25 protein-coding genes are annotated in these 26,444 nt (G+C 63.0%); 15 read left to right on the forward strand and 10 right to left on the reverse strand.

The features are described 5' to 3' along the window. Nucleotides 1-49 precede the first annotated feature (49 nt). Both JAO73_RS16520 and JAO73_RS16525 read left to right on the forward strand, forming a co-directional pair. Nucleotides 50-2,905, forward strand: coding sequence for a M36 family metallopeptidase (locus tag JAO73_RS16520; RefSeq protein WP_198978250.1), 2,856 nt, complete (start codon nt 50-52; stop codon nt 2,903-2,905). A gap of 114 nt (nt 2,906-3,019) precedes the next feature. After that, complete coding sequence (locus JAO73_RS16525; protein WP_198978251.1) at nt 3,020-3,460, forward strand: hypothetical protein; 441 nt, start codon at nt 3,020-3,022, stop codon at nt 3,458-3,460. Between the two features lie 78 nt (nt 3,461-3,538). On the opposite strand, the gene JAO73_RS16530 is transcribed toward JAO73_RS16525, so the two are convergent. Both JAO73_RS16530 and JAO73_RS16535 read right to left on the reverse strand, forming a co-directional pair. Next, nucleotides 3,539-4,309, reverse strand: coding sequence for a TerC family protein (locus tag JAO73_RS16530; protein ID WP_317173424.1), 771 nt, complete (start codon nt 4,307-4,309; stop codon nt 3,539-3,541). An 87-nt stretch (nt 4,310-4,396) separates the two neighbouring features. Continuing rightward, nucleotides 4,397-4,888 carry a YajQ family cyclic di-GMP-binding protein gene (locus JAO73_RS16535; RefSeq protein WP_190928636.1) on the reverse strand — a complete coding sequence of 164 codons (492 nt, stop codon included), beginning with the start codon at nt 4,886-4,888 and terminating at the stop codon, nt 4,397-4,399. Between the two features lie 102 nt (nt 4,889-4,990). On the opposite strand from JAO73_RS16535, the gene JAO73_RS16540 reads away from it, so the two are divergent. After that, nucleotides 4,991-5,458: a GNAT family N-acetyltransferase gene (locus JAO73_RS16540; protein ID WP_198978253.1), complete on the forward strand. Its 468-nt coding sequence runs from the start codon at nt 4,991-4,993 to the stop codon at nt 5,456-5,458. On the opposite strand, the gene JAO73_RS16545 is transcribed toward JAO73_RS16540, so the two are convergent. Beyond that, nucleotides 5,455-5,760 carry an Mpo1-like protein gene (locus tag JAO73_RS16545; RefSeq protein WP_198978254.1) on the reverse strand — a complete coding sequence of 102 codons (306 nt, stop codon included), beginning with the start codon at nt 5,758-5,760 and terminating at the stop codon, nt 5,455-5,457. The genes JAO73_RS16540 and JAO73_RS16545 overlap by 4 nt on opposite strands. Nucleotides 5,761-5,866: 106 nt before the next feature. Here JAO73_RS16545 and JAO73_RS16550 point away from each other — a divergent pair, with 106 nt between their 5' ends. Further along, nucleotides 5,867-6,343 carry a PaaI family thioesterase gene (locus JAO73_RS16550; protein WP_317191239.1) on the forward strand — a complete coding sequence of 159 codons (477 nt, stop codon included), beginning with the start codon at nt 5,867-5,869 and terminating at the stop codon, nt 6,341-6,343. 71 nt (nt 6,344-6,414) lie between these two features. Here JAO73_RS16550 and JAO73_RS16555 read toward each other — a convergent pair whose 3' ends face one another. Together JAO73_RS16555 and JAO73_RS16560 are read right to left on the reverse strand one after the other, a co-directional pair. Next, complete coding sequence (locus JAO73_RS16555) at nt 6,415-7,413, reverse strand: NYN domain-containing protein (protein ID WP_317173422.1); 999 nt, start codon at nt 7,411-7,413, stop codon at nt 6,415-6,417. A gap of 407 nt (nt 7,414-7,820) precedes the next feature. Next, nucleotides 7,821-8,561 carry a metal-dependent hydrolase gene (locus JAO73_RS16560; protein ID WP_198978256.1) on the reverse strand — a complete coding sequence of 247 codons (741 nt, stop codon included), beginning with the start codon at nt 8,559-8,561 and terminating at the stop codon, nt 7,821-7,823. A gap of 227 nt (nt 8,562-8,788) precedes the next feature. Between JAO73_RS16560 and mfd the strand changes: the two genes are divergently transcribed. After that, nucleotides 8,789-12,202: a transcription-repair coupling factor gene (gene mfd / locus JAO73_RS16565; protein ID WP_198978258.1), complete on the forward strand. Its 3,414-nt coding sequence runs from the start codon at nt 8,789-8,791 to the stop codon at nt 12,200-12,202. A 74-nt stretch (nt 12,203-12,276) separates the two neighbouring features. On the opposite strand, the gene JAO73_RS16570 is transcribed toward mfd, so the two are convergent. Beyond that, the gene (locus JAO73_RS16570; protein ID WP_198978259.1) at nt 12,277-12,642 is read right to left on the reverse strand and encodes a VOC family protein; all 366 of its coding nucleotides are present in this window, start codon (nt 12,640-12,642) and stop codon (nt 12,277-12,279) included. Between the two features lie 151 nt (nt 12,643-12,793). Here JAO73_RS16570 and JAO73_RS16575 point away from each other — a divergent pair, with 151 nt between their 5' ends. The 3 genes from JAO73_RS16575 (at nt 12,794) to JAO73_RS16585 (ending at nt 14,383) form a co-directional block, all read left to right on the forward strand. After that, nucleotides 12,794-13,135 (forward strand): hypothetical protein, encoded by a 342-nt coding sequence (locus JAO73_RS16575; RefSeq protein ID WP_198978260.1) that lies wholly within the window; start codon nt 12,794-12,796, stop codon nt 13,133-13,135. Between the two features lie 99 nt (nt 13,136-13,234). Then, the gene (locus JAO73_RS16580; protein ID WP_198978261.1) at nt 13,235-13,924 is read left to right on the forward strand and encodes a DUF6624 domain-containing protein; all 690 of its coding nucleotides are present in this window, start codon (nt 13,235-13,237) and stop codon (nt 13,922-13,924) included. Nucleotides 13,925-13,933: 9 nt separating this feature from the next. After that, complete coding sequence (locus tag JAO73_RS16585; protein WP_198978262.1) at nt 13,934-14,383, forward strand: GNAT family N-acetyltransferase; 450 nt, start codon at nt 13,934-13,936, stop codon at nt 14,381-14,383. Nucleotides 14,384-14,434: 51 nt separating this feature from the next. On the opposite strand, the gene JAO73_RS16590 is transcribed toward JAO73_RS16585, so the two are convergent. After that, on the reverse strand, nt 14,435-15,136 hold the full coding sequence (locus JAO73_RS16590; protein WP_198978263.1) for a DsbA family oxidoreductase: 702 nt from the start codon (nt 15,134-15,136) through the stop codon (nt 14,435-14,437). A gap of 154 nt (nt 15,137-15,290) precedes the next feature. On the opposite strand from JAO73_RS16590, the gene JAO73_RS16595 reads away from it, so the two are divergent. Together JAO73_RS16595 and JAO73_RS16600 are read left to right on the forward strand one after the other, a co-directional pair. Next, nucleotides 15,291-16,277, forward strand: a complete 987-nt coding sequence (locus tag JAO73_RS16595) for an aldo/keto reductase (protein ID WP_198978264.1) — start codon at nt 15,291-15,293, stop codon at nt 16,275-16,277. Nucleotides 16,278-16,357: 80 nt separating this feature from the next. Continuing rightward, nucleotides 16,358-16,843 (forward strand): YdeI/OmpD-associated family protein, encoded by a 486-nt coding sequence (locus tag JAO73_RS16600; protein WP_198978265.1) that lies wholly within the window; start codon nt 16,358-16,360, stop codon nt 16,841-16,843. 75 nt (nt 16,844-16,918) lie between these two features. On the opposite strand, the gene JAO73_RS16605 is transcribed toward JAO73_RS16600, so the two are convergent. Further along, nucleotides 16,919-17,356, reverse strand: a complete 438-nt coding sequence (locus JAO73_RS16605; RefSeq protein WP_198978266.1) for a DUF2141 domain-containing protein — start codon at nt 17,354-17,356, stop codon at nt 16,919-16,921. A gap of 190 nt (nt 17,357-17,546) precedes the next feature. Between JAO73_RS16605 and JAO73_RS16610 the strand changes: the two genes are divergently transcribed. The 3 genes from JAO73_RS16610 (at nt 17,547) to JAO73_RS16620 (ending at nt 19,920) form a co-directional block, all read left to right on the forward strand. After that, complete coding sequence (locus tag JAO73_RS16610; protein ID WP_198978267.1) at nt 17,547-17,963, forward strand: META domain-containing protein; 417 nt, start codon at nt 17,547-17,549, stop codon at nt 17,961-17,963. A gap of 90 nt (nt 17,964-18,053) precedes the next feature. Further along, on the forward strand, nt 18,054-19,385 hold the full coding sequence (locus JAO73_RS16615) for an NAD(P)/FAD-dependent oxidoreductase (protein WP_198978268.1): 1,332 nt from the start codon (nt 18,054-18,056) through the stop codon (nt 19,383-19,385). A gap of 127 nt (nt 19,386-19,512) precedes the next feature. Next, nucleotides 19,513-19,920, forward strand: a complete 408-nt coding sequence (locus JAO73_RS16620) for a VOC family protein (RefSeq protein WP_198978269.1) — start codon at nt 19,513-19,515, stop codon at nt 19,918-19,920. 14 nt (nt 19,921-19,934) lie between these two features. Here JAO73_RS16620 and JAO73_RS16625 read toward each other — a convergent pair whose 3' ends face one another. Next, complete coding sequence (locus JAO73_RS16625) at nt 19,935-20,537, reverse strand: DUF4136 domain-containing protein (RefSeq protein WP_198978270.1); 603 nt, start codon at nt 20,535-20,537, stop codon at nt 19,935-19,937. 324 nt (nt 20,538-20,861) lie between these two features. On the opposite strand from JAO73_RS16625, the gene JAO73_RS16630 reads away from it, so the two are divergent. Continuing rightward, nucleotides 20,862-21,698, forward strand: coding sequence for an alpha/beta fold hydrolase (locus JAO73_RS16630; protein ID WP_198978271.1), 837 nt, complete (start codon nt 20,862-20,864; stop codon nt 21,696-21,698). A gap of 206 nt (nt 21,699-21,904) precedes the next feature. Beyond that, nucleotides 21,905-23,236 carry a Gfo/Idh/MocA family protein gene (locus JAO73_RS16635; protein ID WP_198978272.1) on the forward strand — a complete coding sequence of 444 codons (1,332 nt, stop codon included), beginning with the start codon at nt 21,905-21,907 and terminating at the stop codon, nt 23,234-23,236. Between the two features lie 191 nt (nt 23,237-23,427). Here the strand turns inward: JAO73_RS16635 and JAO73_RS16640 are convergent, their stop codons facing one another. After that, nucleotides 23,428-26,298 (reverse strand): TolB-like translocation protein, encoded by a 2,871-nt coding sequence (locus tag JAO73_RS16640; protein ID WP_198978273.1) that lies wholly within the window; start codon nt 26,296-26,298, stop codon nt 23,428-23,430. Nucleotides 26,299-26,444: the final 146 nt, after the last annotated feature.

The raw sequence follows: 26,444 nt of genomic DNA on the forward strand, positions 1-26,444 counted from the left end.
CATGTTTTAATGCTGTTGTAATTTCCTCTTCACCCTCTTTTTTCTTTATATGGTTTTTTCCTTTACGAAGTCCCATGGCGGGTTGCTGCTGGCGTTGGCGCTGGCGCTCCCAGGGGTGTCCGTAGCGCAGTCGGGGGCGCCGTCGGCACAAGCGCTGGCGTATTTCACCGCTCAGGGCGAGCGTCAGGGCCTGCACGGCGGCGACGCCACCAACCCCTCGGTCACGAGCTCTTATTTTGACCAGAGCAGCGGCCTCACCCACACCTACCTGCGTCAGCGGGTGAACGGCGTGGACATCTACGGCGCCGTGGGCGACGTGCACACCGACCGCTCCGGCAAGCCCGTGCTCATGCACCAGGGCTTCGTTGTTGACGCCGCCCGCTTGGCGCCGTCGCCCGTGCCCACCCTCACGCCCGAGCAGGCCGTGAGCGCGGCCGCCAAGGCCCTGCAGCTGCCTAAGCCCGTGGGCCTCACGCTGGTGCGCGACGCCCGCGCCGCCGACGGCTTGCTGTTCAACAACGGCGGCATCTCGGAGTACGACATTCCGGTGCGCCTGCTGTACTTCCCCGTCAACGGCCAGCTCAAGCTGGTGTGGGACGTGAACATTGCCCAACTCGACCAGCAGCACCACTGGACCGCGCGCGTGGACGCCCACACCGGCCAGTTGCTGGACAAAACCGACTTCGTGGTGAGCGAGGAAATCTCGTTCCAGCAAATCACCGCCCGCGCCCTGCGCTCGCGCCCGGCGGCCGTTACCGCCCCCTCGGCCAACCGCGGCGGCCTGGGCGCCGCCAACAGCATGACCGTGCTGCCGGTGCCGGTGGAAGCCCCGACCTTCGGTACCCGCTCGTCGGTGCCTTTCCCGGGCGCCACCAGCGCCAATGCGGCCTACTCGCCCTACGGCTGGCAAGTAGCTGACCCCCGCGCCACGGTGGCCGGGGCCAGCATCTTCCCCACCAGCTACAGCCGCCTCGGCGCCGGCGTGTACCTCACGCGCGGCAACAACGTGGCCGCCTACGACGACAGCCCGTCCACAACCAGTGGCAACGGCAACCTCCTCTCCAACACCAACTCGCCCGATGGCGGGGCCACGTTGGACTTCGACTTTCCCTTCAACCCGTCTACTTCGCCCAAGCTTAGCTCGCCGGCCATCATCACCAACTTGTTCTACTGGAACAACATGTTGCACGACGTGATGGCCAGCAAGGGCTTTGACGAGGCTTCGGGCAACTTCCAGTACAAGAACGCCGGCACCCAGGGCCTGGGCGGTGACTACGTGCGCGCCGAGTCGCAGGACGGCAGCGGCCGCAACAACGCCAACTTCTCGACCCCGGTAGACGGCCAGCCCGGCCGCATGCAGATGTACCTGTGGGACAATGCCCTGCGCCCCTCCTTCACCATTACGGCGCCGGCAGCGCTGGCGGGTTCCATCAACTACGGCACGGCTGACTTCGGCCGTTCCATCGCCACGCTGCCCGCGGGCATCTGCGGCACCATTGTGGCCGTCAACGACGGCGTGTCGGGCAACAGCGGCCTGCACGGCTGCGCCACGCCCTACCTGAACACCCGCGACGTGAGCGGCAAGATTGCGCTGATTATGCGCGGTGGCTGTGCTCAGCTGACCGGTGGTGCGCGCACGCCTAGCTCGTTTGCAGGCAAGGTGCGCCGCGCCCAGCAAAACGGCGCCATCATGGCCATCATTATCGACTCGGTGGCCACCAACACGGTGCTCTCGAATATGACCGGCACCGACACGGTGGGCATTCGCATTCCGTCCATCTTCCTGTCCGGCGTCGATGGCGCCCGCATCCTGGCTTCGCTGCGCGCCGGCACCCCGGTAACGGGTTGCGCCACGGCATCGCCCGATTACGACGGCTCACTCGATAACGGCATTGTATCGCACGAATTTGGCCACGGCATCAGCAACCGCCTCACCGGCGGCCCGTCAAACTCGAACTGCGTGACGCAGCAGTACCTGCCCAACGGCAGCAGCACCGCCGCTACTACGCAGTGCATGGGCGAAGGCTGGAGCGACTTCTTCGCGCTGTGGATGACCACGCGCGTGGGCGACTTGGGCCGCACGCCGCGCGGCACGGGCACGTACGTGGTGGGCGAAGCGCCGACCGGCGCGGGCATCCGCTACAAGACCTACACCGACGACATGGCCGTCAATAACTACACCTATGGGGTGGTGGGCACTGGCAACTATAACGAAACCCACGCCCTTGGCGAAGTATGGGCTACGGTATTGTGGGACCTGAACTGGCAGTTCATCTACCGCTATGGTTTTAACCCGGATTTCCTGGCCCAGACCGGCGGCAACAACCAGTTCCTGAAGCTGGTGCTGCAGGGCTGCAAACTGCAGGTGTGCAACCCCGGCTTCCTCGACGGCCGCGACGGCATCCTGCGCGCCGATTCGCTGCTGAACAACCACGCCAACTCGGCCCTCATCTGGACGGTATTTGCCCGTCGCGGCATGGGCAAGAGCGCCCAGCAAGGTCCCCGCGTAGCCGTGAATGGCTACCCCAACGGCCTTCCCGGCCTCACGGGCATTGTGGCGGCCTTCGATATGCCCACCGGCGTGCGCCCCGTGTCGCTGCTGAACCCTTCCACCATGCCGCTGGGCACCCAGAGCGCCAGCGCCATCAACGGCAGCCTGGTGTCGGCCTACCCCAACCCGGCCCAGAACGTGCTGACCGTGCAGGCCCAACTGGCCAGCAAGTCGCAAGTACAGGTGAGCCTCATCAACCTGGTGGGCCAGGCCGTGATTTCGACCACGACCAACGTGGCCGACGTGCAGCGTGGCCTCGAGCTGAACACCAGTACGCTGGCAGCCGGCTTGTACGTGGTGCGCATCACCACGTCGGAAGGCATCTTCACGACCAAAGTGCAGGTGAAACACTAAGCGCGTAGCCTTTGCCACTCGCTGCAAAAGCGGGCCCGACGGAAGCGTCGGGCCCGCTTTTTTGTTGTAGGCTTTTCCACCTTTCGGCTGCGCAGCTGCGGGCCTTCTTCTCCCATGACCATTTCATCCGTTCACACCCCCACCCGTCCCGAGGCCGCCGCGGCCCTGCTGGCCCTACGGCCCGTAGTGCCCAGCGCCGAGCCCGCCCCTGCGGACGAGAGCTCCGTGGGCCATTTCCTGCACGCCACGTTGCGCCCGGTGCTCAAGCTGCAAAACGACTTGCTGCTGGCCGTGGTGGCCGATTTTGTGCTCGACCACCACATGCCGCTGGCCACGGCCAGCCCCACCGACCAGCAGCGCCAACTGGCCGAGTTGCTGTCCCGCAACACCAAGCTGCGTTACACGGTGGTGGGCATGGTGTCGGGCATGTTCACGGCCGACGAGTACGCCTTTTACCGCGCCCACCGCTCCGAGCTCAATCGCCGCCTGCTGGAACTGGCCCAGCGCCGCGTGCTGGACCAGACTGCTGCCGTGGTGGCGCTGGCGGCTACGTAACCGATAGGATAGCCGCAAACGAAAAGCGCCCCATTAACCGGAACTCCGGCCAATGGGGCGCTTTTCTGTTGAAATACTTTAATCGAACTTCGAGTCGCGCAGGTGCACGGGCTTGCTCTTTTTGCGCAGGCGCAGGTTGAGCAGCTCCACCACCAGCGAAAAGGCCATGGCGAAGTACAGGTAGCCTTTTTCTACCTCTTTGTGGGCGGCTTCCATCACCAGCATGAAGCCAATCATGATGAGGAAGGACAGGGCCAGCATCTTGATGGTGGGGTTGTTGTTCACAAAATTGGCCACGGCCCCGCTGAAGCTCAGCATGATGCCCATGGCGCAAATCACTGCCGCAATCATCACCAGCACGTTGTCGACCAGGCCCACGGCGGTGAGGATGGAGTCGAAGCTGAACACGATGTCGATGACGATGATTTGCAGAATCACGCTCATCATGGTGGCTTTGGGGCCTCCACCGGCTTCGTCCTCTTCCTCGCCCTGCAGCTTGGTGTGAATTTCGGTGGTGCTCTTGTACATCAAAAACAAGCCCCCGGCCAGCAGAATCAGGTCGCGCCCGGTCACGCCGAAGGGCTGGTCCAGCCACGGAAAATCGGGCAGGTGAAACAGCGGATTGCGCAGGCTCACAATCCAAGAAATACTCAGCAGCAAGCCAATGCGGAACATGAGTGCCAGCAGCAGCCCAATGGTGCGCCCGCGCGCCTGCAATTCTTTCGGCAGCCGGTTGACGACGATGGAGATGAAAATGATGTTGTCGATGCCCAACACGATTTCCATGAACGTGAGGGTCAGCAGGCTAACCCAGGTGGCGGCGTGGGCAAAAGCTCCGAAATCGTACACTGTTTTGAATAAAAAATGAGGTATGCAGCACGAGGAATGAGCTAAATGGGAATGCTTCATTCCTCATTTTCCGCCCCTCCGTGTTCGCTAGGATTTCATGTTCACGAATTGCAGGGGCAGGCCGATGTCGGCCTTGCGCAGCACGGCAATGGCGGCCTGCAGGTCGTCGATTTTTTTGGACGTCACGCGCACCTGGTCGTCCTGCATCTGGGCTTCCACCTTCACCTTGGCGTCCTTGATGGCCTTGATGATTTTGCGGCCGAACTCCTTGTCGACGCCGGCGCGCACCTTGATGGTTTTCTTGATGAGCTGGCCGCTGGGCTGCTCGTCGGCCGTGAAATCGAGGCTGGTGCCGTCGATGCCCTGCTTCACCACGCGGCCCAGCAGGATGTCTTCGAGGGCCTTGATGCGCATGGAGTTTTCGGACGACAGCAGGATGGTGTTTTCCTTTTTGTTGAGTTCGATGCCGCCCTTGGTGTCGCGCAGGTCGTAGCGGGTCTGGAGTTCTTTCTGGGCCGTGTTCACCGCGTTTTCCAGGGTTTGCGGGTCCACTTTGCTCACAATGTCGAAGGAGGCCATAGCGGGAAGAGAAGTAGTTTTGGAAAGAGAAACCGGCCGGGGCCGGGGCGTAAAGGTAACGCCCCGCACGGACCGGGGTTGCCCGTTCTTCATTCTTTCCTCATGGCTTCCGTTCCTGCCGTTCGTCCGCCCCGCACGCCCGCCGAGTGGGCCGCCTACTACCAGCTGCGCTACGAGGTGCTGCGCCGCCCCTGGCAGCAGCCCCGGGGCTCGGAGCGCGTGCCCGCCGACGACGAGCCCGGCACCCTGCACGCCCTGCTGCTGGCCGAGGAAACCGCCGAAACGCCCACGGCCCTGGCCGTGGGCATGCTGCAGCCCACCGGCAGCGGCCACCAGGGCCAACTGCGCTTCATGGCCGTGGCGCCTGCGGCGGCCGGCACCGGCCTGGGCAGCCGCGTGGTGGCCTACCTCGAAAGCCAGGCCCGGGCCGCCGGCCTGCGCGAAATCATGCTGCACTCGCGCGACTCAGCGGTCGGCTTTTATGAAAAACACGGCTACGCGGTGGTGGAGCCCTCGCACACGCTGTTCGGGGTCATTCCGCATTTTCTGATGCGCAAGCAGCTCTTCTAGAACTTTTCGCGGCCGCGCCACAAGTCGGCGTAGAGTTTAAAATCGCCGAGCAACGAATACCAGGGGTGTTGAAACGTGGCCGGCCGGTTGTGCTCCACGAAGAAATGCCCCACCCAAGCCAGCCCGTAGGCCGCCACAATGCCCGCCACCAGCCACTCCCACCGGCCCGTCAGGACCAACAGCACGAAGCAAACCAGAAAAAGGGACGTGCCGATGAAGTGCAGCACCCGCGTGCCGCGACGGCTGTGCTCGCGCAGGTAGCGGGGGTAAAATTCGGCAAACGTGAGTGGCAGGGCTGACATGGGCTACGGAAGCGGCAATTGGGCCCGCAACCTTCCCAAGTTCGGCAAATGCCGCGGATTTTCGCCCAACTTGCCACCTCAACCGCTTCACTTTCCTCAGGTACCCGTGTCCGAATCCCGCCCCGCTCCCACCCTGGCCGCCATGGTGGCCGCCTACAACCACATGAACCACTACGGCCGCACCAACGGCATGGCCCTGACCGTGCCCGAGCCCGGCCGGGCCGAATACCGCATGACCGTGCGCGACGAGCACCTTTCCTCCCCTAACACCTGTCACGGCGGCGTGCTGGCCGGCCTCATGGACGCGGCTTTGGGAGCGGCCGCGCTGTCGCTGGCCTTCACCACGCTTGAATTTGTGTCGACGGTGGAGTTCAAGATGAATTACCTGCACGCCGTGCACCTGCACGACGAGCTGGTGGCCCGCGGCACGGTCGACCACGCCGGCAACACCTTGGTGGTGAGCAGCTGCGTTATCTACCGGGTGAAAGAAGGCCAGGAAGAGGTGGCCGTGGCCCGCGGCCTGGGCACTTTCAACCGCTACCCGGCCAACAAGCGGGATTTCGCCAAGCTGGTGCTGCAGTAACCCAGCAGTGAATCAATAAAAAAGCCCCGGTTCCATACGAACCAGGGCTTTTTCAATAAAGGCGTAGCGTTTTACAGCTCGGCCGAAGCGTGCACGCTCACCGGCTCGTAGTCGTCCTCGCCGTCGCTCATTTGCGGGGCGGGCACTTTGCGCACGTTGCGGGCGCAGTCCTCGTCGCGGTGGTTGCGGCCCACGGTGAATTCCACCCAGTCGCCTTCGCGCAGGTCGTTGAAGTCGCCTTCGGTCAAATCAGCGTAGCTGAAAAACAGGTTGTTCGGCGGCATCACCACGAAGCCGAAGCCGTTTTTTAGGTTTTTGATGGTGCTCATGCCCAGCGTGCCCACGGGGCCGGCGGCGGTGGGGCCGGTGGGGCGGGCCAGCTTGGGCGCAGCGGCCGTGCTGGGGGCAAAGGCGGCTGGCTCGGTCTGGTTCACAAACAGGGCTTCCACCACTTCGTCCTGCTGCTGCAGGCCGCGGTCGATGACGTCGTGCATGGCCACGGGGTAGGTCACCTGCTCCAGCAGCTGCTGCGAGGCGCGCGTCACGCGGGTTTCGCCCTTGAAGTCTTCGTATTTGAAATCCCAGTTCAGCAGCATCACGCGGGTGCCCACGGTGTTGAGCTTGCGGATGAGGGGCACGTAGTCGCTGTCGCCGGCGATGAGCACCACCACGTCGAGGGTTTTGTGCAAGGCCAGCTCCAGGGCTTCGAGCGAGAGCCACACGTCGATGCCTTTTTCCTGCAGGCGGCCGTCGCGGGTTTTGAGGGCCATGTAGTGCGTTTGCACGCCCAGGTTCATCAGAATGTCGTCGAGCAGGCGGTCGTGAAACAGGCGGTCCTTGTCGCGGGCTTCGGTGGCGGAAAGGCGGCCGCGGAAGAAATGGGCGTCGGTGATTTGAGCCAGACGCACGTCCACGTCTTCTTCTTCGGCTACCTGGTGGCGGATGTATTCGTGCAGTCCTTCGAGGCTAATGCGGGCCTTGCGCTCGTGCTGGAAATAGTAGTAGTCGCTAATTTTTAGAAAATAGTTGCCGTCATAGAAGACACCAACCCGAATCAAAGGGCTGTTCATCTGGTTCATGAGTATGGAATGGGGTAAAGTTAGAAAAAGTGTTTTGAGTGGGACAAGTTGTTGTGAATGAAGCAGAACGGCCGCCGCCACCGCGGCGCCGAAGCTCCGCGGTACAGTTTGCCAGCCAGGATAGCACTACTTAGTGGAGCGGAAGCCGGCCTGGTATAGTGGCCGGCGGCTCGGAGGGTCTAGTTTAATGGTAGCGTAAAAGGATGACTCGGGGCGGTATCGATTGAAAACGCTGGATAGTAGCACGTATCAATGCGAATACAGCCGTAATTCGTCGGCATATCTGCTGCGAAGCTAATGGTCTTGGCTGACTTATGCAACAGTAGGCTACTCAGGCCCAAACGCCGTGCCGGAGCCGCTTCGGGTCAGGCGCCAGCGTGGCGTTGTGTTGCAGTCGGTTAGAACCCCATGCGGCCCACCACCAGCCCCAGCACCAGCAGGCCGTAGCCGGCGCAGATGGCCACCTCCAGCATGTTGCCCGAAGCCGACCCGGTGCTGATGAGCGGTATCTTGAAAGAGTAGTCCGATACGGGCAAAAACCACCGCACGCCCGCTTTGGTGAGGGTATCGGCCACGAGGTGCGAGGCGTAGCCGCCGCCGGCAAACAGGGCCACGCCGTGCCAGCCCAGGTGCTGGTTGGCCAGGTGGCCGATGTACGTCCACAGGCCCGTGGCCCATATGGTGTGCGTCCAGGAGCGGTGCGCGGTGAAAGGCGCCAGCGCCACAAACGTTCCCAATAAGCTTAGCCACAGTTGCTCGGTGTAGAGGCCCGCCACCACCGTGCCCAGCCCCGTGAACAGCAGCGCCAGCCGCCGCGCCGAGCCCCCCTGCATGCCCACGCCAATGAGCCCAAAGGCCAGGGCCACCGTGTAATACAGCCGCTGCTCCGAGCCCACGCGCAGCTGGAAATAAGCGTAGGCAGCAATGGCCAGCGCGCCGGCGGCAAAAGCCCAGCGCACGTAGTTCTGCGTGAAGCCGAGGCGCTTGCTGAGGCGGCTCTCGGGGTGGTCGAGGTCGGGCGCAAGGCTAGAGAAGCCGGCCAGCGCAATGCCAGGCACCGAAAACGGCAGGCCGGGCACCAGCCCCGCAATGGCCACGCCGGTGATGAGGCCAATGGCCAGGTGAGAAGAGCCGCGCATTGCTTTATGGTTGCTGATTTCTTGTGGGTAGTGTGAAGGCAAAACAGGTAACTAGCAACCAGCAACCAGCAACGAGAAACCAGCAACCAGAAACGTGTGACCAATGGCCGCGAAGCTACGGGCAGCCTTGGAAACCTTCGCCACCTTTGCCGTGTATTTACCCCCGCAGCCCGACCAGGATTTTCCTTGGCCGGGCTAGTTCATTTGCCCGCCTAGCCCACTTTTCTGTGCAAGTAGCCGATTTTCTCCGCCTCTATCGCCTTTCGCCCGAGCTGCAAACTCTGGCCGCCCGCCTGCGCGGCGCCGCCAAGCCCGACCCCAGCAGCGTGCGCCTGCATCTGCGCGGCTTGGTGGGCAGCCAAGACGCTGTGGTGGCCGCCGCCGTGGCCCACGGCCAGCACCCGCACGTGTTCGTGCTGCACGACAAGGACGAGGCCGCCTATTTCCTCTCCGACCTGCAGCATCTACTGCCGGAAGGGCCCGAGGCGCTGCTGTTTCCCAGCTCCTACAAGCGGGCCTACCAGTTTGATGAGACCGAAAATGCCAACGTGCTGATGCGCGCCGAAGTGCTGAACCGCGTGAACACGACGCGCAACGCCGGCACCGGCAATAGCGTGTTTATTGTGACGTATCCGGAGGCGCTGACCGAGAAGGTTATCAACCGGCAAAGCCTGGTAAAGAACACCTTCAACGCCAAGGTGGGCGACAAGCTGGACGTGAATTTCCTGGGCGAGCTGCTGGGCGAATACGACTTCGAGAAAACGGATTTCGTGTACGAGGCGGGGCAGTACGCGGTGCGCGGCGGCATCGTGGACGTGTTCAGCTACGCGAATGAACTGCCCTTTCGACTGGAATTATTCGGCGATGAAATCGAGAGCATTCGCACGTTTAATCCGGAAACGCAGCTGTCAGTGGAGCCGCGGCCGAGCATCAGCATCATCCCGAACGTGCAGACTAAAATGCTGCACGAGACGCGGGAGGCTTTTTTCGATTTTCTGCCGCGCACGGCCTGCATTTGGCTGAAAGATGTGCGCCAGACGCTGGACGTGGTGAGCGAGCTGTACGAGAAGGCGGAGGCCAACTTTGAGCAGATGCTGAGCGAGGCGCACGGCATGCAGATTGTGAGCAAGCCGGCCGATTTGTTTGAATCGGGCAAGAACTTCAAGAAGCTGCTCGATGAGTTTGCGGTGGTGGAATTTGGCAAGCGCTTCCACTTCAAAAATGCCGAAACCTTCCAGTTCACGGCCAAGCCGCAGCCGAGCTTCAATAAGGAATTTGAGCGCATGGCCAAGAACCTGCGCGAAAACCAGTTGCGCGGCTTCACCACCATCATTGCGGCCGACACCGTGCGCCAGGCCGACCGGCTGCGCACGATTTTCGACGAGCTGGACAACAACGTGAAATTCCAGCACCTGCTGCTGGCGCTGCGCGAGGGCTACGTGGACGAGCAGCTGGAGCTGGCCGTGTACACCGACCACCAGCTATTTGAGCGCTACTACCGAGCGCAGGAAACCAAGAAATTTTCGAAGAAGAAAGCGCTGACTTTGCGCGAGCTGAAAACCCTGCAGCCCGGCGACTACGTGACGCACCAGGACTACGGCATCGCGCGCTTTGCGGGCTTGACGCAGGTGGATATTAACGGGCAGATTCAGGAGGCCATCCGGCTGGTGTACCGCGACGACGATGTGCTGACGGTGAGCATTCACGCCCTGCACAAGATTGCGAAGTACAGCGGCGCGGAAGGCTCGCCGCCCACCATGAGCAAGCTGGGCTCGCTGGAGTGGGAGAACAAGAAGAAGTCGGTGAAGAAGAAGGTGAAGGACATTGCGGCCGACCTTATCCGGCTGTATGCCAAGCGCAAAACCGCGCCGGGCTTCGCTTTCTCGCCCGACGGCTTCATGCAGGCCGAGCTGGAATCGAGCTTCATTTACGAAGACACGCCCGACCAGGCCAAGGCCACCGAAGACGTGAAAAACGACATGCAGCAGCCCCACCCCATGGACCGGTTGGTGTGCGGCGACGTGGGTTTTGGCAAGACCGAAGTAGCCATTCGGGCGGCTTTCAAGGCCGTGGCCGATGGCAAGCAGGCGGCCGTGCTGGTGCCCACCACCATCCTGGCCATGCAGCACTACAAGACCTTCCGCGACCGACTAGCCACGCTGCCCGTGACGGTGGAGTACATCAACCGATTCAAGACCGCCAAGCAGATTAAGGAAACGCTGGCGCGGGTAGCCGAAGGCAAAACCGACATTCTTATTGGCACGCACCGGCTGACTAACAAAGACATCAAGTTCAAGGACCTGGGTTTGTTGGTGATTGACGAGGAGCAGAAGTTCGGGGTGAAAACCAAGGACAAGCTCAAGGAGCTGAAGGTGAACGTGGACACGCTCACGCTCTCGGCCACGCCCATTCCGCGCACGCTGCACTTCTCGCTGATGGGCGCCCGCGACCTGAGCGTAATTGCCACGCCGCCGCCCAACCGGCAGCCGGTGCAAACGGAGCTGCACGTGTTCGACGAGATTCTGATTCGTGACGCCGTGGCGCGGGAGCTGAAGCGCGGCGGGCAGGTGTTCTTCGTGCACAACCGCGTGAAAGACCTCGACGAGCAAGCTGCCATGATATTGCGCATGGTGCCCGATGCCCGCATCACCACCATTCACGGGCAGATGGAGGGCGACCTGCTGGAAAAGCGCATGATGAAATTTGTGGAGGGCGAGTACGACGTGCTGGTGAGCACCAACCTCATCGAGTCGGGCCTCGACATTCCCAACGCCAACACCATCATCATCAACCGCGCCCACCTGCACGGCCTGAGCGACTTGCACCAGATGCGGGGCCGCGTGGGCCGCTCCAACCGCAAGGCCTACTGCTACTTACTAACGCCACCGGTGGCCAACCTGCCCTCGGATGCGCGCAAACGCCTGAGCACGCTGGAGGAATTCTCGGATTTGGGCGCGGGCTTCAACGTGGCCATGCGCGACCTGGACATTCGCGGCGCGGGCAATCTGCTGGGCGGCGAGCAGTCGGGTTTCATCAACGACCTGGGCTATGAAACCTACCACCAGATTCTGGACGAGGCCGTGACCGAGCTCAAGGAGACCGAATTCCGCGACTTGTTCCTGGGCGACTCCACCCAGCGGCTGCAAGCGGCGGCCGGTGCGGGCCGCTCGCGCGAGTGCAACGTGGAGACGGACCAGCAGGTCCTCATTCCTGAGAAGTACGTGAGCAACGTGTCGGAGCGCCTGCAGCTCTACGCCAAGCTCGACCGCGCCCAGAAGCCGGAGGAGCTGCAGAAGCTGCTCACGAGCATGACGGACCGGTTCGGCCCGCTCCCGCCCGAGGTGGAACAGCTGGCCGACATCGTACGGCTGCGCTGGCAGGCCTGCAAGGTGGGCTTCACCAAAATCACGCTCAAGCGCGACACGCTGAAGGGCTACCTAGCCGCCAGCGAGGAGCACAAGGCCTACTTCCAGGGCGAGCAGTTCGGCACCATTCTCAACTACGTGCAGACGCACCCGCGCACGGCCAAGCTGAAGGAACACAAGGAGCAGCTCATCGTGACGTTCGACGAGGTGCGGTCCATTCAGCAGGCCAAGCGCGTGCTCAGCGAGTTGGGCAGCGAGGAAGCCGTGACGGCATAATGCTGAACAGGACCCGTATTACTGCCAAGACGCGACCCTCCGCGTCTTGGCAGTGACCGACGGGCCAGCCTGCCCTACCGAGCAAACTCCCCGATGTGCCAGAGCACGCCGGAAGGGTCGTGCACGAAGCATTCTTTGCCCCAATCGAAGGTTTTGACTGGCAGGAGCCGCACGCTGGGATAGGCGACAGGCAGGTCGAGGGCCACGAGCTGGGCCCAGTATTGGTCCACATCTTCTACTTCCAGAAACACCATCGTGTTGTCGACCCATTCGGCCACGTAGGCGTTCTGGAGGTAGAAGGCAAAGCTTCCCGCCGAAAACACCGACAGCGTGGGCGACAGCACCTGTTCGCGAAAGCCCAAGGCGGCGTAAAAGCTGCGGGAAACGTCGAAGCTGCGGGCGCCGATGAAAGGGCGCATGGACTTGATAACCGGCTTCATGCGAAAGCATAAACGATGAGCCGACAAGATACCGGAACGGGCAGAAAGACCGTGCAAGCGGGTTAGCTAAATCGTAGGGTTTTCAAGCCAACGGTGCTCCCGCAAATGCCGTAAGACCCACAGTTCCTTTCCGCATTTCCCTTTCCTTTTTATGAAAAAGCTCCTCATCCTGGCCGCGCTGGCGGCGGGCGTCACCACGGCTTCGGCCCAAACCACGCCGCCTTCGCAGGGCAAAACCAGGTCGGCGGCGCAACGCGCGTCCAGCAGCAACTCCGACACCCCGGCGCCGACGGCCACCACCATCGCGCCCAACACGAAGGTGAGCGGCAAGCGCACGGGCCAGAAAATCAACACCGCGCCGGCCACGGGCGCCACGCGCGCCTCGCGGTCCAGCTCCACCACCCAGTCGGCGCGGCAGGGCGGTGGCACGGGCAGCGGCAACATCGAAACGATGTCGAAAAACAGCAACGCTAAACCGGGCGCGAAGAAATAATCCGCCGGAATTAATCGTTGGGGCCGGCCCGTTGTTAGCGCAGCGGGCCGGACTTTTTTGTCCGGCCCGTATCTTGCCCACCCGCCTTTATTGCCGCGTATGAAAGTTGTTGTGTTGGTGACGTTGCTGCTGTCGGCGGCGGGCTCGGCGCGGGCCCAGGCCGCGCCCAATCCGGCGCTCAAGCGCGAGCTGGACAGCATTTACACGGCCGACCAGCGCTGGCGCCTGATGCTGTTTGACCGCCGCATCAGCCGGCGCCCCGACTCGCTGGCCACGGCCTTGGGCGTGACGAAAGTCCGCCTGCTGCCCTACATCATGCGCCAGATGCAGCACACCGATTCGGCCAACCTGGTGCGCGTGCGCGCCATCGTGAAGCAATACGGCTACCCCGGCAAGTCGCTGGTGGGCGAGCCCACCAACGAGGCCGTGTGGAACGTCATCCAGCACTCCGAAGTCATCAAACAGTACCTGCCCGTTATCAAAAAGGCGGCTGACAAGGGCGAGCTGCCCTTTCGGCTCTATGCCCAGATGCTGGACCGCCAGCTCATGCGCGACGGCAAGCCCCAGCTCTACGGCACGCAGGGCATGAGCTACAGCCACACCGACCGCGCCACTGGCCGGCGCGAAGGCCAGCCGCCGTTCATCTGGCCCATCAAAGACCCGGCGGGCGTGAACGAGCGGCGTCGCCAGGCCGGTTTCGCCACCACCGTGGAGCAAAACGCCACCGCCCTCGGCATTGCCTACCGCGTGGTGACGCTGCAGGAAGTTGCCAAAATGCCCAAAGACTAACCATTGCCCATGACCATCCGCTGGCACTGCATCGCCTTCGACTCGTTTCCGCCCCTCATTCTCTACGACGTGCTGCGCCTCCGCTCCGAGGTGTTTGTGGTGGAGCAAAACTGCGTTTTTCAGGACATCGACCGCCAGGACCTTGACGCCTACCACTTGCTGGGCTACAGCGAAGGCGGCGAGCTGGTGGCCTACGCCCGCCTGTTTCCGGCCGGCAAGTCCTACGACGATGCCAGCATCGGCCGCGTCATCGTGGCGCAGCCCTACCGCAACTTCGGCCTGGGCCGCGAGCTGATGCGCCAGGCCCTGCTGCATTCGGATGCCCTGTTTGGTCCGCAGCCCAACAAAATCGGTGCCCAGCAACACCTGGAAGCCTTTTACAACGGCTTCGGGTACGAGCAGTGCGGGCCGATGTACGTGGAAGACGGCATTCCGCACATTCCCATGCGGCGGGCGTAAGCAGAGCCAAACACAATACAAAAAACCGTCATGCTTTCCTGCGACAGCTGTTTAGTCACAACCCTCCGGCCCGCAAGCCGGGCCATCGGCAACGGTCACCAGCGCCGGTTTGGCGGGCTTGAACTCGTCGTAGACTTTCTCCAGCACTTCGGCAAACAGCTCCGTGGGCTGCGCGCCCGACACGGCGTATTTGTCTTCGAACACAAAGAAGGGCACGCCGCGCACGTTGATTTGCTGGGCCTGGTATTCGTCGAGGCGCACGGCGTTGGCGTACGTGCTGTTGGTCAAGGCTTCGCGGATTTCGGCGGCGTCGAGGCCCACTTCGGTGCCGAGCTGCACCAGCGTGTCGAGGTCGCCAATGTTTTGGCCTTCGGTGTAGTAGGCGGCAAAGAGGCGCTCTTTGGTGGCGTCCTGCTTGCCGTGGTGGGCGCCTAGGTGAATGAGCTGATGCGCCAGGAAAGTATTGGCCGGAATGGCTTTCTCGAAGTCATAATTTAGGCCGACTTCTTTGGCCACGTTGGTCATGTAGTCGTTCATGCGGCGCCCTTCGGCGGGCGAAACGCCCTTCTTCTTGGCCAAGGATTCGTGGATGCTTTCGCCGGGCACGGCTTCAAAATTGGGGTCCAGCTCGAAGCTGTGCCACACCACTTCCACCTCGTCGCGGTGCGCGAAGTCTTTCAGTGCATTCTCAAACTTGCGCTTGCCCACGTAGCAGAACGGGCAAACGACGTCGGACCAGATTTCAACTTTCATATCGTTGGGATTTTTGCAGCAATGGAAGTGGCTACAAGCAGCGGGAGTACAGAAAAGTTTCGGGGGAGAAAGGGCTTTGGCAACAACCTTCGGCCCCAAACCTTAGTTAACAAGCCCGGCCCGAAAGCGGCCTTTCACCCGACCAATCCCCCTTATGGAATACCAAGAACTAGGCAACTCCGGCGTCATTGTTTCGCGCATCACCTTTGGCAGCTGGGCAGCCGGCGGCTGGATGTGGGGCGGCACCGAGCAAAACGACGCCGTGGGCGCCATCCGGGCCAGCTACGACCTGGGCGTGACCAGCATCGACACGGCCCCCGTGTACGGCATGGGCTTCAGCGAAGAAATTGTGGGCGAGGCCATCAAAGACCTGCCGCGCGACAAGGTGCAAATTCTGACCAAGTTTGGCATGCGCTGGGACCTGGCCAAGGGCGACTTCGCCATGAAAACCAAGGACAACGACGGCCACGACCTCGACGTGTACAAATACGCCGGCCGCGACAGCGTCATCAAGGAGTGCGAAAACAGCCTGCGCCGCCTCGGCACCGACTACATCGACCTCTACCAGCAGCATTGGCCCGACGTGACCACGCCCATCGACGAAACGATGGAGGCCCTGAGCCGCCTCATCGAGCAGGGCAAGGTGCGCGCCGGCGGCGTGAGCAACTACTCGGTGGCCCAGATGCAGGAAGCGGAAAAGACCCTCACCCTCGCCTCGAACCAGGTGCCCTACAGCATGGTGCGGCGCGACATTGAGCAAGACGTGGTGCCGTATTGCATCGAACACCACAAGGCCATTCTGGTGTACAGCCCGCTGCAGTTGGGCCTGCTCACGGGTAAGATGAAGCCCGGCCAGGAGTTTGGCGAGGGCGACCTGCGCCGGGGCCACCGCCTCTTCACGCCCGAAAACGTGAAGCGCGTGAACGACGTGCTGAACAAGATTCGCCCGCTGGCCGAAACCAAAAATGCCACCCTGGGCCAGCTCGTGCTGCGCTGGACGCTGGCGCAGCCCGGCATCACGGTGGCGCTGGTGGGCGCCCGCAACCCCGAGCAGGCCGTGCAAAACGCCCGCGCCATGGATTTCGAGCTGACGTTTGAGGAAGTCGACTTCATCAACAAGCAGCTGCGCGAATTGGCGTAATGCAGCTTCGCCCCGGCAAGGAGCGGAAGGAAGCAACCATTGGCACTTTTACTTTTGTGCCGCACCCCTCCCCTGCTGCCATGGCACTTTCCGTTTCTTTTCGTGCCCAGCTGGAGCCGGGCGGCCCCAGCTTCATGCCCACCCAAACCATTGTGGTACCCGCCGACGTGCTGGCGGCCCTGGGCGGCAAAAGCGCGAAGCGCGTCGTCGTCGGCATCAATGGGCACTTGCTGCGGCTGGGGCTGCTGCCACTGGAAGGCGGCGGGCGCTACCTCATGGTGAACAAGGACGCGTGCCGCGCGGTGGGCATCGCGCTGGGCCAGTGGCTGGACGTGACCATTGCACCCGACCCGGCCCCCGACCACGTGGACCTGCCCGATGAGCTGGCCGAAGCCCTGGCCGCCTGGCCCGAGGCCGAAGCCGCCTTCCAGCGCTACAGCGGCGCGCACCGCCGGGCCATGGCCCGGCTGGTGGCCGAGGCCAAACAAGCCGAAACCCGCGCCCGCCGCGCCGTGACCCTCACGGAACGACTGGCGCGGGGCCTGCACCCGTTTCGGGGCGACTGAGAACTTCACCAAAAAAGCCGCACCTGGAATTTCAGGTGCGGCTTTTTTACCGAGTGGTGTCCCGTACAGGCTGGGCTAGTCTTTCAGCACGATGCTGACCACTTTGCCGGGGCCGTCCACCATAAACTTGCACTCATCGAAACCGGGCGCGGCCACGGTGGGGCGCACGTTGTTGGAAAAAGCATACGGCTCGGTGGGAATGCCGAGGAAGTTCTTGTCGATTTTGTCGTTGTTGTTCAAATCCTGAGTGATGGCCACGGCCCACTCGCCCTGGGGCAGCTCCACGGGCAGCGTGAACTCACTCTTGCCGGCCGGCTTCACGGTTTTGGAAAATGCCCACTTGCCGCTTTTCAGAAAACCTTCGCGGGTGTTGTAGAAATACAGCTTCACCGCCGAAGTGGTGGACACCAGCGAGGTAACGGTCACGGTGACGGGCTGGGGGGCGTTGGGCGCGGGGGCCGCGCTCAGCAGCAAACCACCAGTAAACAGCGAAGCAAGGAACAATACAGTCATAAGCGGAAGGCGAAACGGTGGAAGTAGGCTGGCAACACCTTCGCTTACGGAAAGAGTTCGGTAACAGCCGGTTTTACAAGCATATTCAGCCACTTGGGTGGGGTAGACGGCACCGTTTTTTTCGCTACTATTGCAACAGTCTTTCACGCATATCTTCATCCGTCCGATGACTTTCCGGCGCCTGCTCCCCGTGGCTTTCCTTGCAACCCTGGCCCTGAGCAGCTGCGAGAAAGACGAAAGCGCCGCACCCGCCGCGCCGCTCACCGGCCGCTGGACGCTGGCCACCATCGACGCGTTTCCGGTGGCGGCCTCCAGCTACTCGGGCACGGCCCGGTCCTACCTCGAATTTCAGGACCTGGGCAAGGCCGTGGTGGGCCTGGGGCCGTGCAACAACTTCAGCGGCCGCTTTGCGCTGGGCCCCGGGCAGGCCCTCACGCTGACGGCCCCGATACCGACGCGCGTGGCCTGCCCCGTGCAGCAGCTCGAAAGCCAGTACCTCGACAACCTGGCCCTGACGGCGCGCTACGAAATCAGCGACGGCCAGCTGCGGCTGTTCGATGCCACGGCCGCCGCGCCCCGGCTCACGTTTCGGCGGGCCGGGCAGTAGCGCGCCGGGCGGCCGTGCCGGCAACCCCATGCGCGCAAACGCGGTAAGCAGCACCATGGGGCTGCTCGGGCCCGGCACTAGTGATTCGCAATGGAAGGGTTAACGAAAATAGACGACCTCGGCAAGCCGCGCGTGGTGATAGTGGGCGGCGGTTTTGGCGGGCTGGAGCTGGCCAAGGCCCTGGCCCACGCCCCCGTGCAGGTGGTGCTGATTGACAAGCAGAACTACCACACTTTCCAGCCGCTGCTCTACCAAGTGGCCACGGCCGGGCTGGACGAGGGCGACATCGTGTCGCCGTTTCGCAAAATCCTCAACGAGCAGGACAACTTCTACTTTCGGCTGGCCGAGGTGCTGTCGGTCGATGCCCAGGCCCAAATCGTGGAAACCAGCATCGGCTGCGTGCGCTACGACTACCTGGTGCTGGCCACCGGGGCCACCACCAACTACTTCGGCGACGAGCAAATGGCCAAAAATGCCATCGCCATCAAGAGCGTGGAAGACGCCATTGAGCTGCGCAACACGGTGCTCTCCAACTTCGAGCAGGCCCTGCAGCTCGGCGACATGGAGCAGCTCAACAGCCTGCTCGACTTCGTGATAGTGGGCGGCGGCCCCACCGGCGTCGAGATTGCCGGCGCCCTGAGCGAGCTGCGCAAGCACGTATTCCCGAAGGACTACCGCGAAATTGACTTCAAGGAAATGGACATTCACCTGGTGCAGAGCGGGCCGGTGCTGCTGAAGGGCATGTCGGCCAACGCTTCGGCGCAGGCGCTGAAATCGCTGCAGGAGTTTGGGGTGCAGGTGTGGCTGGAGGCGCGGGTGAAGTCCTACGACGGCTACACCGTGACGCTCAACAACGGCCAGCAGCTCATTGCGCGCACGCTCATTTGGGCGGCCGGCGTCACGGGCGCGCCCATCAAGGGCCTCGACGCCACTTGCCTGCTGCCCGGCAACCGCTACGCCGCGGACGTGTACAACCGCGTGCAGGGCTACGAAAACGTCTTCGCCATCGGCGACATCGCCCTGATGAAAACCGACCAGTACCCCGACGGCCACCCCATGGTGGCCCAGCCCGCCCTGCAGCAGGGCCGCCTGCTGGGCGAGAACCTCCACCGCGTGCTCACCAACCAGCTCATGCAGCCCTTCACGTACCACGACAAGGGCGCCATGGCCACCATCGGCCGCAACCACGCCGTGGCCGATGTGAAGCTTTTCGGCAAAGAATACCACCTGCAGGGCATCTTGGCCTGGCTGGCCTGGAGCGCGGTGCATGTGGTGTCGCTCGTGGGCTTCCGCAACCGCCTGATGGTGCTGCTGCAGTGGACCTGGAGCTACCTCAGCTACGACAAGGGCCTGCGTTACATCATCGGCAAAACCAAGTCGACGCTGGTGGAAACGCGCGTGGAGGACAAGGCGATAGTGTGAGGAAGCAGTGGCAGGCCCAAAATCGTTTACGCACTCCTGCGCTTTGGCCACCAGATGCTTACTGCCTTTTATTTTGTCGATATTGAGCCCGTTTGCGCTCAGCGCGTTCTCAACGAGCAAAATAAGTATGGAAGAACAGCATGACACTCCCCGCCCTGCCGCCCCTAAGGTGACGGGCATCGGCGGCATTTTCTTTTTCTCCGACAACCCGGCCGCCACCCGCGACTGGTACGCCCGCCACCTGGGCCTGGAAGTGAACGACTACGGCGCCACGTTTGAATCGCGCAGCGCCGAGCGCCCCGACGAGGTGCAGCAGCTGCAGTGGAGCCCTTTCCAGCGGGGCAGCGACTACTTCGCGCCGTCCACCCGGGAGTTCATGATTAATTACCGGGTGCAAAACCTGGAGGGGCTGGTGCAGCAACTGCGCGCCAACGGCGTCACCGTCCTCGACGACATCGCCGCCTACGACTACGGCAAATTCGTCCACATTCTGGACGCCGACGGCAACAAACTGGAGCTCTGGGAGCCCAGCTGATGCGCCGCGACGGTTCAGGAGCCGGTTTTGCCTTTGGGGAATTTGTCGAGAATGTCGCGCGCGGCATCGGCAAACTGGTTGCCTATGCGGGCGGGGTCGTCCACGGCCTCGCCCATCGAGCCGCGCCACACCAAGTTGTTGGTTTTGGCGTCGATGAAGTCGAGCACCAGCGTGCCTTCGCGGTATTGCTCGGTGCGGCTGGTTTGGTAGTAGGCCGGCGAGTACCAATAGCCGTAGTTCACGGGCAGTAGGGCGCCGCGGTAGCGCACTAGGTAGGGGTAAGCAAACGCCGACGGCGGCGGCGTGGGGTTCATCACGGTGCGCTCGGCCTGCTCCACAAACAGGTGCGTGGTGAGGTAAAAGTCGGGGTTGCGCTCCACGCGCCGCAGGCCGCGCTTGCCCAGCTCGGCCTCGATGGCCTGCTGAATGTTGGCCTGCGCAATGGGGCTGCGCAGCAGCGGGTTTTGGTCGCCGGGCGCTTTCACTTCGGTTTCGGCCCAGGCGTAGGTGTGGTAGTTGTTGAAATTGACATCGGCGCGCTGCTCGACGTTCACGGCGGGCGCGCAGGCGCCGAGCCACACGAGCAGCACGGCTGCCCAGACAAGCGAATGCTTCATGGCACAGAAAGATGAGTAGGTGGAAAGGAGAAAGCACCTATGCTTACCCGGCCGGCCAGGCAAAGGTTATGGCTCAGTTTAGTGCGCCCAGGCCCTGGTAAGGGCCTTTCATACAGCCGGCACTGGCCGCTTTCGCTCCAAAAAATTATTGCGCCACAGCCCAAGCGTGCCATTTCACAACCCATTGGCATGCTGGTAGCAAATAATCAACAAGCGCTATAACTACTCGCCGTCCCTCGTGATATTTCTCATTTCCGGAATCCACATTATCAAAAGCCGGCGTATGTTGCGCCTCTTACACCTTTCTTTACCTACCCCCACAATATGAACCCACCCGCTACTTCCATTCTCGAACGCAGCAACGTTACCATTTCTGGCGCATCCGGCCCCAACACCCCCGCCATTGTGTTTTTGCACGGTCTCGGCGGCGACCAAAGCGACTGGCGCTTCGTGGCGCCCCATTTCGAAGACCAGTATCAGGTGGTGCTGCTCGACTTGATTGGGGCCGGCAAGTCGGACCAGGCGGCGTACGAGCCCACGGCCAAGCACGGCACCCTGGCCGGCCACGCCGACGACCTGCTGCAGGTGCTCAGCGCCCTGGCCCTGCACGACGTGGTGTTCGTGGGCCATTCCGTGGCTTCCATGATTGGCGTGATTGCGGCCGTGCGCGAACCCGAGCGGTTTTCGAAAATGGTGCTGGTGTCGCCCTCACCCCGCTTCATCAACGAGAACGGCTATTCCGGCGGCTTCGAGCAAAAGGACATCAACGAGCTGTTGGCTGCCATGGAAGGCGACTACACCGGCTGGGCCAACGGCTTTGCTCCCGTGATGATGGGCCAGAAGGAAAGCCCCGAACTGGTGATGGCCCTCACCAACAGCTTTGTGCGCACCAACCCCGAAATCGCCAAGCACTTCGCCCGCGTCACCTTCTTTTCCGACACCCGCGCCGAGCTGGGCTTCCTCACCATTCCCACGCTCATCGTGCAGTCGGCGCACGACATCATCGCGCCGCTGGCCGTGGGCCACTACATCAACGAGCAGCTGGCCGATAGCCGCATGAAAGTGGTGGAAACCAGCGGCCACTGCCCCCACCTCAGCGCCCCCCAGGAAACCCTGTCGGCGGTGGACCATTTCCTGCACCACGAAACGCGGCTGCGGTAAGTAACGCACGGGTTTTGTCGGCTGTCATCCTCATCTGACGTCCGAGAAGAATGTGGTCTTCAAGTTTTCACAAAGCCCCCGCCCCCAGCGGGGGCTTTTTCGTGCCCTACCTCCGGGAACGATTGCGCAAATATCTCCGCCGTTGCCTGGTGGTTTTCAGCCAAAAGAACAGCAACTTCACCGGCCCAACCTCATTCCCACCGCTGATGGAACGCCGCACTTTCACCCAACTCACCGGCAGCGCCCTGGCCGGCTCGCTGCTCACCAACAATGCGCTGGCTTCGGCCCTGGCGCCGGCCAAGAAAACCCGCGTGGCCATGGTGGGCACCGGCCACCGCGGCCTGGGCATGTGGGGCGTGGACGTGCTGAAGGAGCACGGCGACAAAATGGAATTCGTGGGCCTGTGCGACATCAACCCCGGCCGCGTGGAAACCGGCAAGAAGATGCTGGGCGTGAGTTGCCCCACCTTCACCGACTTCGACCAGATGATGAAGCAGGTGAAGCCCGACGTCCTCATCGTGACCACCGTGGACGCGACGCACAACCAATTCATCGTGAAGGGCATGGAGTACGGGGCCGACATCGTGACCGAAAAGCCGATGACGACCGACGAGAAGAAGTGCCAGGAAATCATCGACGCCGAAAAGCGCACCGGCAAGAAGGTGAAGGTGACCTTCAATTACCGCTACTCGCCGCACCGCCAGAAGTTGTTTGAGATGCTGCGCGCCGGCGTCATCGGCACCATCACCTCGGCCGATTTCCACTGGTATTTGGATGTGCACCACGGCGCCGACTACTTCCGCCGCTGGCACCGCCTGCGCCAAAACAGCGGCTCGCTGCTGGTGCACAAAGCCACCCACCACTTCGACCTGCTGAACTGGTGGCTCGACTCGGACCCCGAGGAAGTGTACGCCTACGGGCAGCTGAATTTCTACGGCAAAAACAACTCGTTCCGCCACACCCACTGCCGCCCCTGCCCGCACAAAGACAAGTGCCAGTTCTACTGGGACGTGACCAAGGACGCGCGCCTGACCAAGATTTACGTCGACAACGAAAAGTACGACGGCTACCTGCGCGACGGCTGCGTGTGGAAGGAAGACATCGACATCTTCGACAAGATGGCCGTGCAAATCAAGTACGCCAACCAGGTGCAGGTGAGTTATAGCCTCACCACCTACTCGCCCTACGAGGGCTACCGCATTGCCTTCAACGGCACCAAGGGCCGCCTCGAAGCCTGGATTAAGGAGCGCCAGACCTGGGACGAGGAGGCTTTCGACGAAATCCAGTTCACGCCCAACTTCGGCAAGCGCGAAATCATCCGCATCCCCAACAACGAGGAGGGCCACGGCGGCGGCGACGTGCGCCTGCGCAAGCAAATCTTCCAGCCCGGCGCCGACCCCTACCGCCAGTCGGCCGGCACCCGCGACGGGGCCATGTCCTGTCTGGTCGGCATCGCCGCCCGCCACAGCATCGACAGCGGCAAGCCCGTAAAAATTGGCGACCTCACGACGCTCAAGCCGCAGAGCGTGCGAGCGTAAGCGGGGTCGTTTGTCATTGCGAGGGCGCAGCCCGTGGTAATCCGTCCTGTATTAACCAGACACTTTCAGAACGTGAAAAGCCCCGCACTGAGTCGTGCGGGGGCTTTTATTTGAGTTTGTCACATTATTTGGTTAGTCGCTGAGAACAGGACGGATTGCCACGGCCTGCGCCCTCGCAATGACACGGAGTTCTACAGCCGAATATCAAACGCCAGCGCCTGCACCACCCACTGCCGCTGCACCGAGCTATACACCACCCGCACGCCGCCCTCGATGGGCGTGCGCAGGCGCAGCACGTTGAACTGCACCAGCGCATCGAACCCGACGTTTTGATAGTCGAGCCCCACGTTGATGCCGCGGATGGCGCGGCCCTGGGCCACGTCGCCGAACACGGTGGCGCGCAGGCGCTGGATGTAGAGCAGGCGCCCCAGCTCCCAGTGCGTGAAGGCCAGCGGCAGGTAATAATCGAAGCTGCCCACCCGCAGCCGGTCGAAGCTGGTGTAGCCCTCGCCGCGCGGAAACGACACGGCCGGCGCGAACTGGTACTGCGTTTGGTCCTGCCACTGGTAGCCGGCCCGCAGGCGGATGGCGTGGTTGCGCGAAAGCCCCGGCAGAAACACGCTGCCCTGCAGGCCGGCCTGCGACGCATTCAGGCTTCCGCCAAAGGGAGTGGTGCGGTAGGTGCCCAGCAGCGAGCCGCCCCACTTCGGCGCCACGCTGCGGGCGCTGCGCTTCAGCTGCGTGACGTAGCTGAGGGTGCCTTGCACGGCGTTGAGCGGCCGGTTGGGGCCGACTTCCGTGACCCGCCGCAGGGGCAGGTCGTAGCCGTACACCTGCTCGTGCAGCAGGTAGGCCCCCACCGTCAGCCCCTGCAGGTATTTGGAATGCGTGAGGGTGAGCGGCAGGCGCAGCCCCGCGCTGAAGCGCAGGTACTGCCACTGGTCGCGGTACGTAACGCCCTGGCTGATGAGGGCGGCGTCGCGCCCGCCGTAGGTCATGTCCACGTCCAGCACCGGGAAGCGGCCTTGGTAGCTCAGGGCGCTGGTCACGCTGAAGGTGCGCTCCACCTGGTCGTAGCCCAGCCCGGCAAATACCTGCGTGGTATTCAGCAAATCTTGCGAGCGCAGGCCCACGGCCACGGCGTTGCCGGTCGGGCTTTGCACCACGCCGTAGCTGAACAGGTTGAACGCGTGCCGCAGCGGTGAGTAGCGGTTCACGCCGTAGCGCGGTCCGGCCGAGTCGGGCCGGGCCAGCAGGCGGGCCACTTCGCGGCCGGCCGGCTCCCGGGCCGTGAGGGCATCGGCATACGGGCCGATGGCGTCGGTAGCGGCCACGGGCACGGGCACCCAGGCAGTGCTGTCGAGCGGCATCTCGACCACGCGGGCGCCGGTGGCGCGAAAATCGTGAAAGGCCAGCGTGCGGCCGCCCGGCGCTACGGCAGCCTGGTAGGCGCCCAGCGGCCGGGCCGTGACGCGGAAGGTGCGCCCGGTGCGGGCCTGCACGGCGTAAATGTTGTCGACGCCGCTTTGGGCCGAATTGTAGAGCACAAAGCCCTGCCAGGGCTGCGGGTTGGCCAGGTTCACGTTGGCCACGGGCAGCAGCGGGCGGGCGGTGCCGGCGGCGGGGTCGATGAGGACGATGGTTTTGCCGGCGGCGCTCAGCGTCACGGCCACCAGGCGGCGGCCGTCGGGGTGCCAGCGGGGCTGAATGTAAAGGTCGTTGGCGGGGTTGGGCAGGGTTTGCAGTTCGGCGCCGGTTTGGGTGTCGAGGACGACGAGGGCGTGGTGGTAGCTGGCGTCGGTGCGGGCGGCCACCAAGCGCGTGCCGTCGGGCGAGAGGGCCGCGGCCGAGTAGCGCCCGCCTTTGCCGATGCGCGTGAGCTGGCCGGTTTTCAGGTCCAGCACCTTCAGCTCCGAGGCAATGCGCTGGCCCCAGCGGGCGTGCTGCTGAAACTCGGGCCACACGGCCTTGCCGCCGTTCACCGACAGCATTTCGGGAATGTTCAGTTGGCCGGGCACGAACACCTTGCGCTCGGCCCCGCGGCGGCTGAGCAGCACTAGCTGCGGAATGTAGTCGAAGCCGGTTTTCAGGGCCAGCACGGTGCTATCGGAGGTGTACTGCGGGTATTGGTACTGGGTAAAAACCCGCTCGGTGGCTTCCACTCGCAACTCTTGCGCGGGCGTGGGCGCGGGTTGGGCGGCCTGCTGGGCGCGCCATGTGGAGTCCAGCTCCGTCATGGTGCGGCCGTAGAGCTGCTCCACGGTGAGGCCGGTGGTGCGCCGGATGCCGTTGGAAAACGAGAACGGGTAGAACGGAAACTTGTAGTACTCGTCCAGCGCCTTCGCCCAGGCGTTGGGGCCGTAGTGCGTCTTCAAATACGACGTCATGAAATAGCCCAGCACGTACCAGTTGGGCACGTTGTCGCGCAGCGAGCCATTCACCGCTTTCTGGTAGGAATAGCGCCGGCCGGCCAGCAGGTTGGCCCGCAGGCCCACCCCGAAGCTCGGGATGCGCCCGCGCCCGCTGCGCGTGAGGGCGGTTTCGGTGCCCACGGCGTCGCCCTCAAAAAACCACTGCGGCACGCCTACGGCGGCCACGCCCAGGGCGCCGTCGCCCAGCAGTGGGCTCAGCACGCGGCCCACGCCCTGGCGGGCTTTCTCGAACTGCCCCACGTGCCGGAACTCGTGCACCACCAGCCCGTCGAGCCAGTCAACAGTGCCCAAATCCAGGGCCTGCTGCGGGGTGATGAAAAACTCGGCGTGCCGCGGCAGAAACGTTACAAAGCCGTTGCTGACCGTGGTCTGGGCCTGCATCACCACCGAAATGGGCCGCGGGCTCACGCCGAGCGTGGCGCCGTTGGGGCCGTGCAGGCGCTCGAGGCGGGCGGCGGTGCGCTGCGCCGCCGAGTCGAGCCCGGCCGGGTACAGCACCCGGAAGTGCGGCGTGCGCACTTCCTGCCAACGCAAATCGGGCGGATTTTGCGACAACACGGGCAGGCTTTGGGCCGGGGCCAGCCGGGCCACCAGCAGGCCCAACACCCCCGACAACAGCAAACGATGCATAGAAAAATGAGTCAGCAGAAAACGAAGCCTAAATAACGCCACGGCTAGGCTTGCACTCACTCAATTGCTACCAGCTTTGCCAGCGGATGAACTTTAAAAAAATAATTCATGTATCGACATCAAATGTACCAACATTGGTTACATTT

The sequence above is a fragment of the Hymenobacter miniatus genome (assembly GCF_016427455.1).
Classification (GTDB): Bacteria; Bacteroidota; Bacteroidia; order Cytophagales; family Hymenobacteraceae; genus Hymenobacter; species Hymenobacter armeniacus.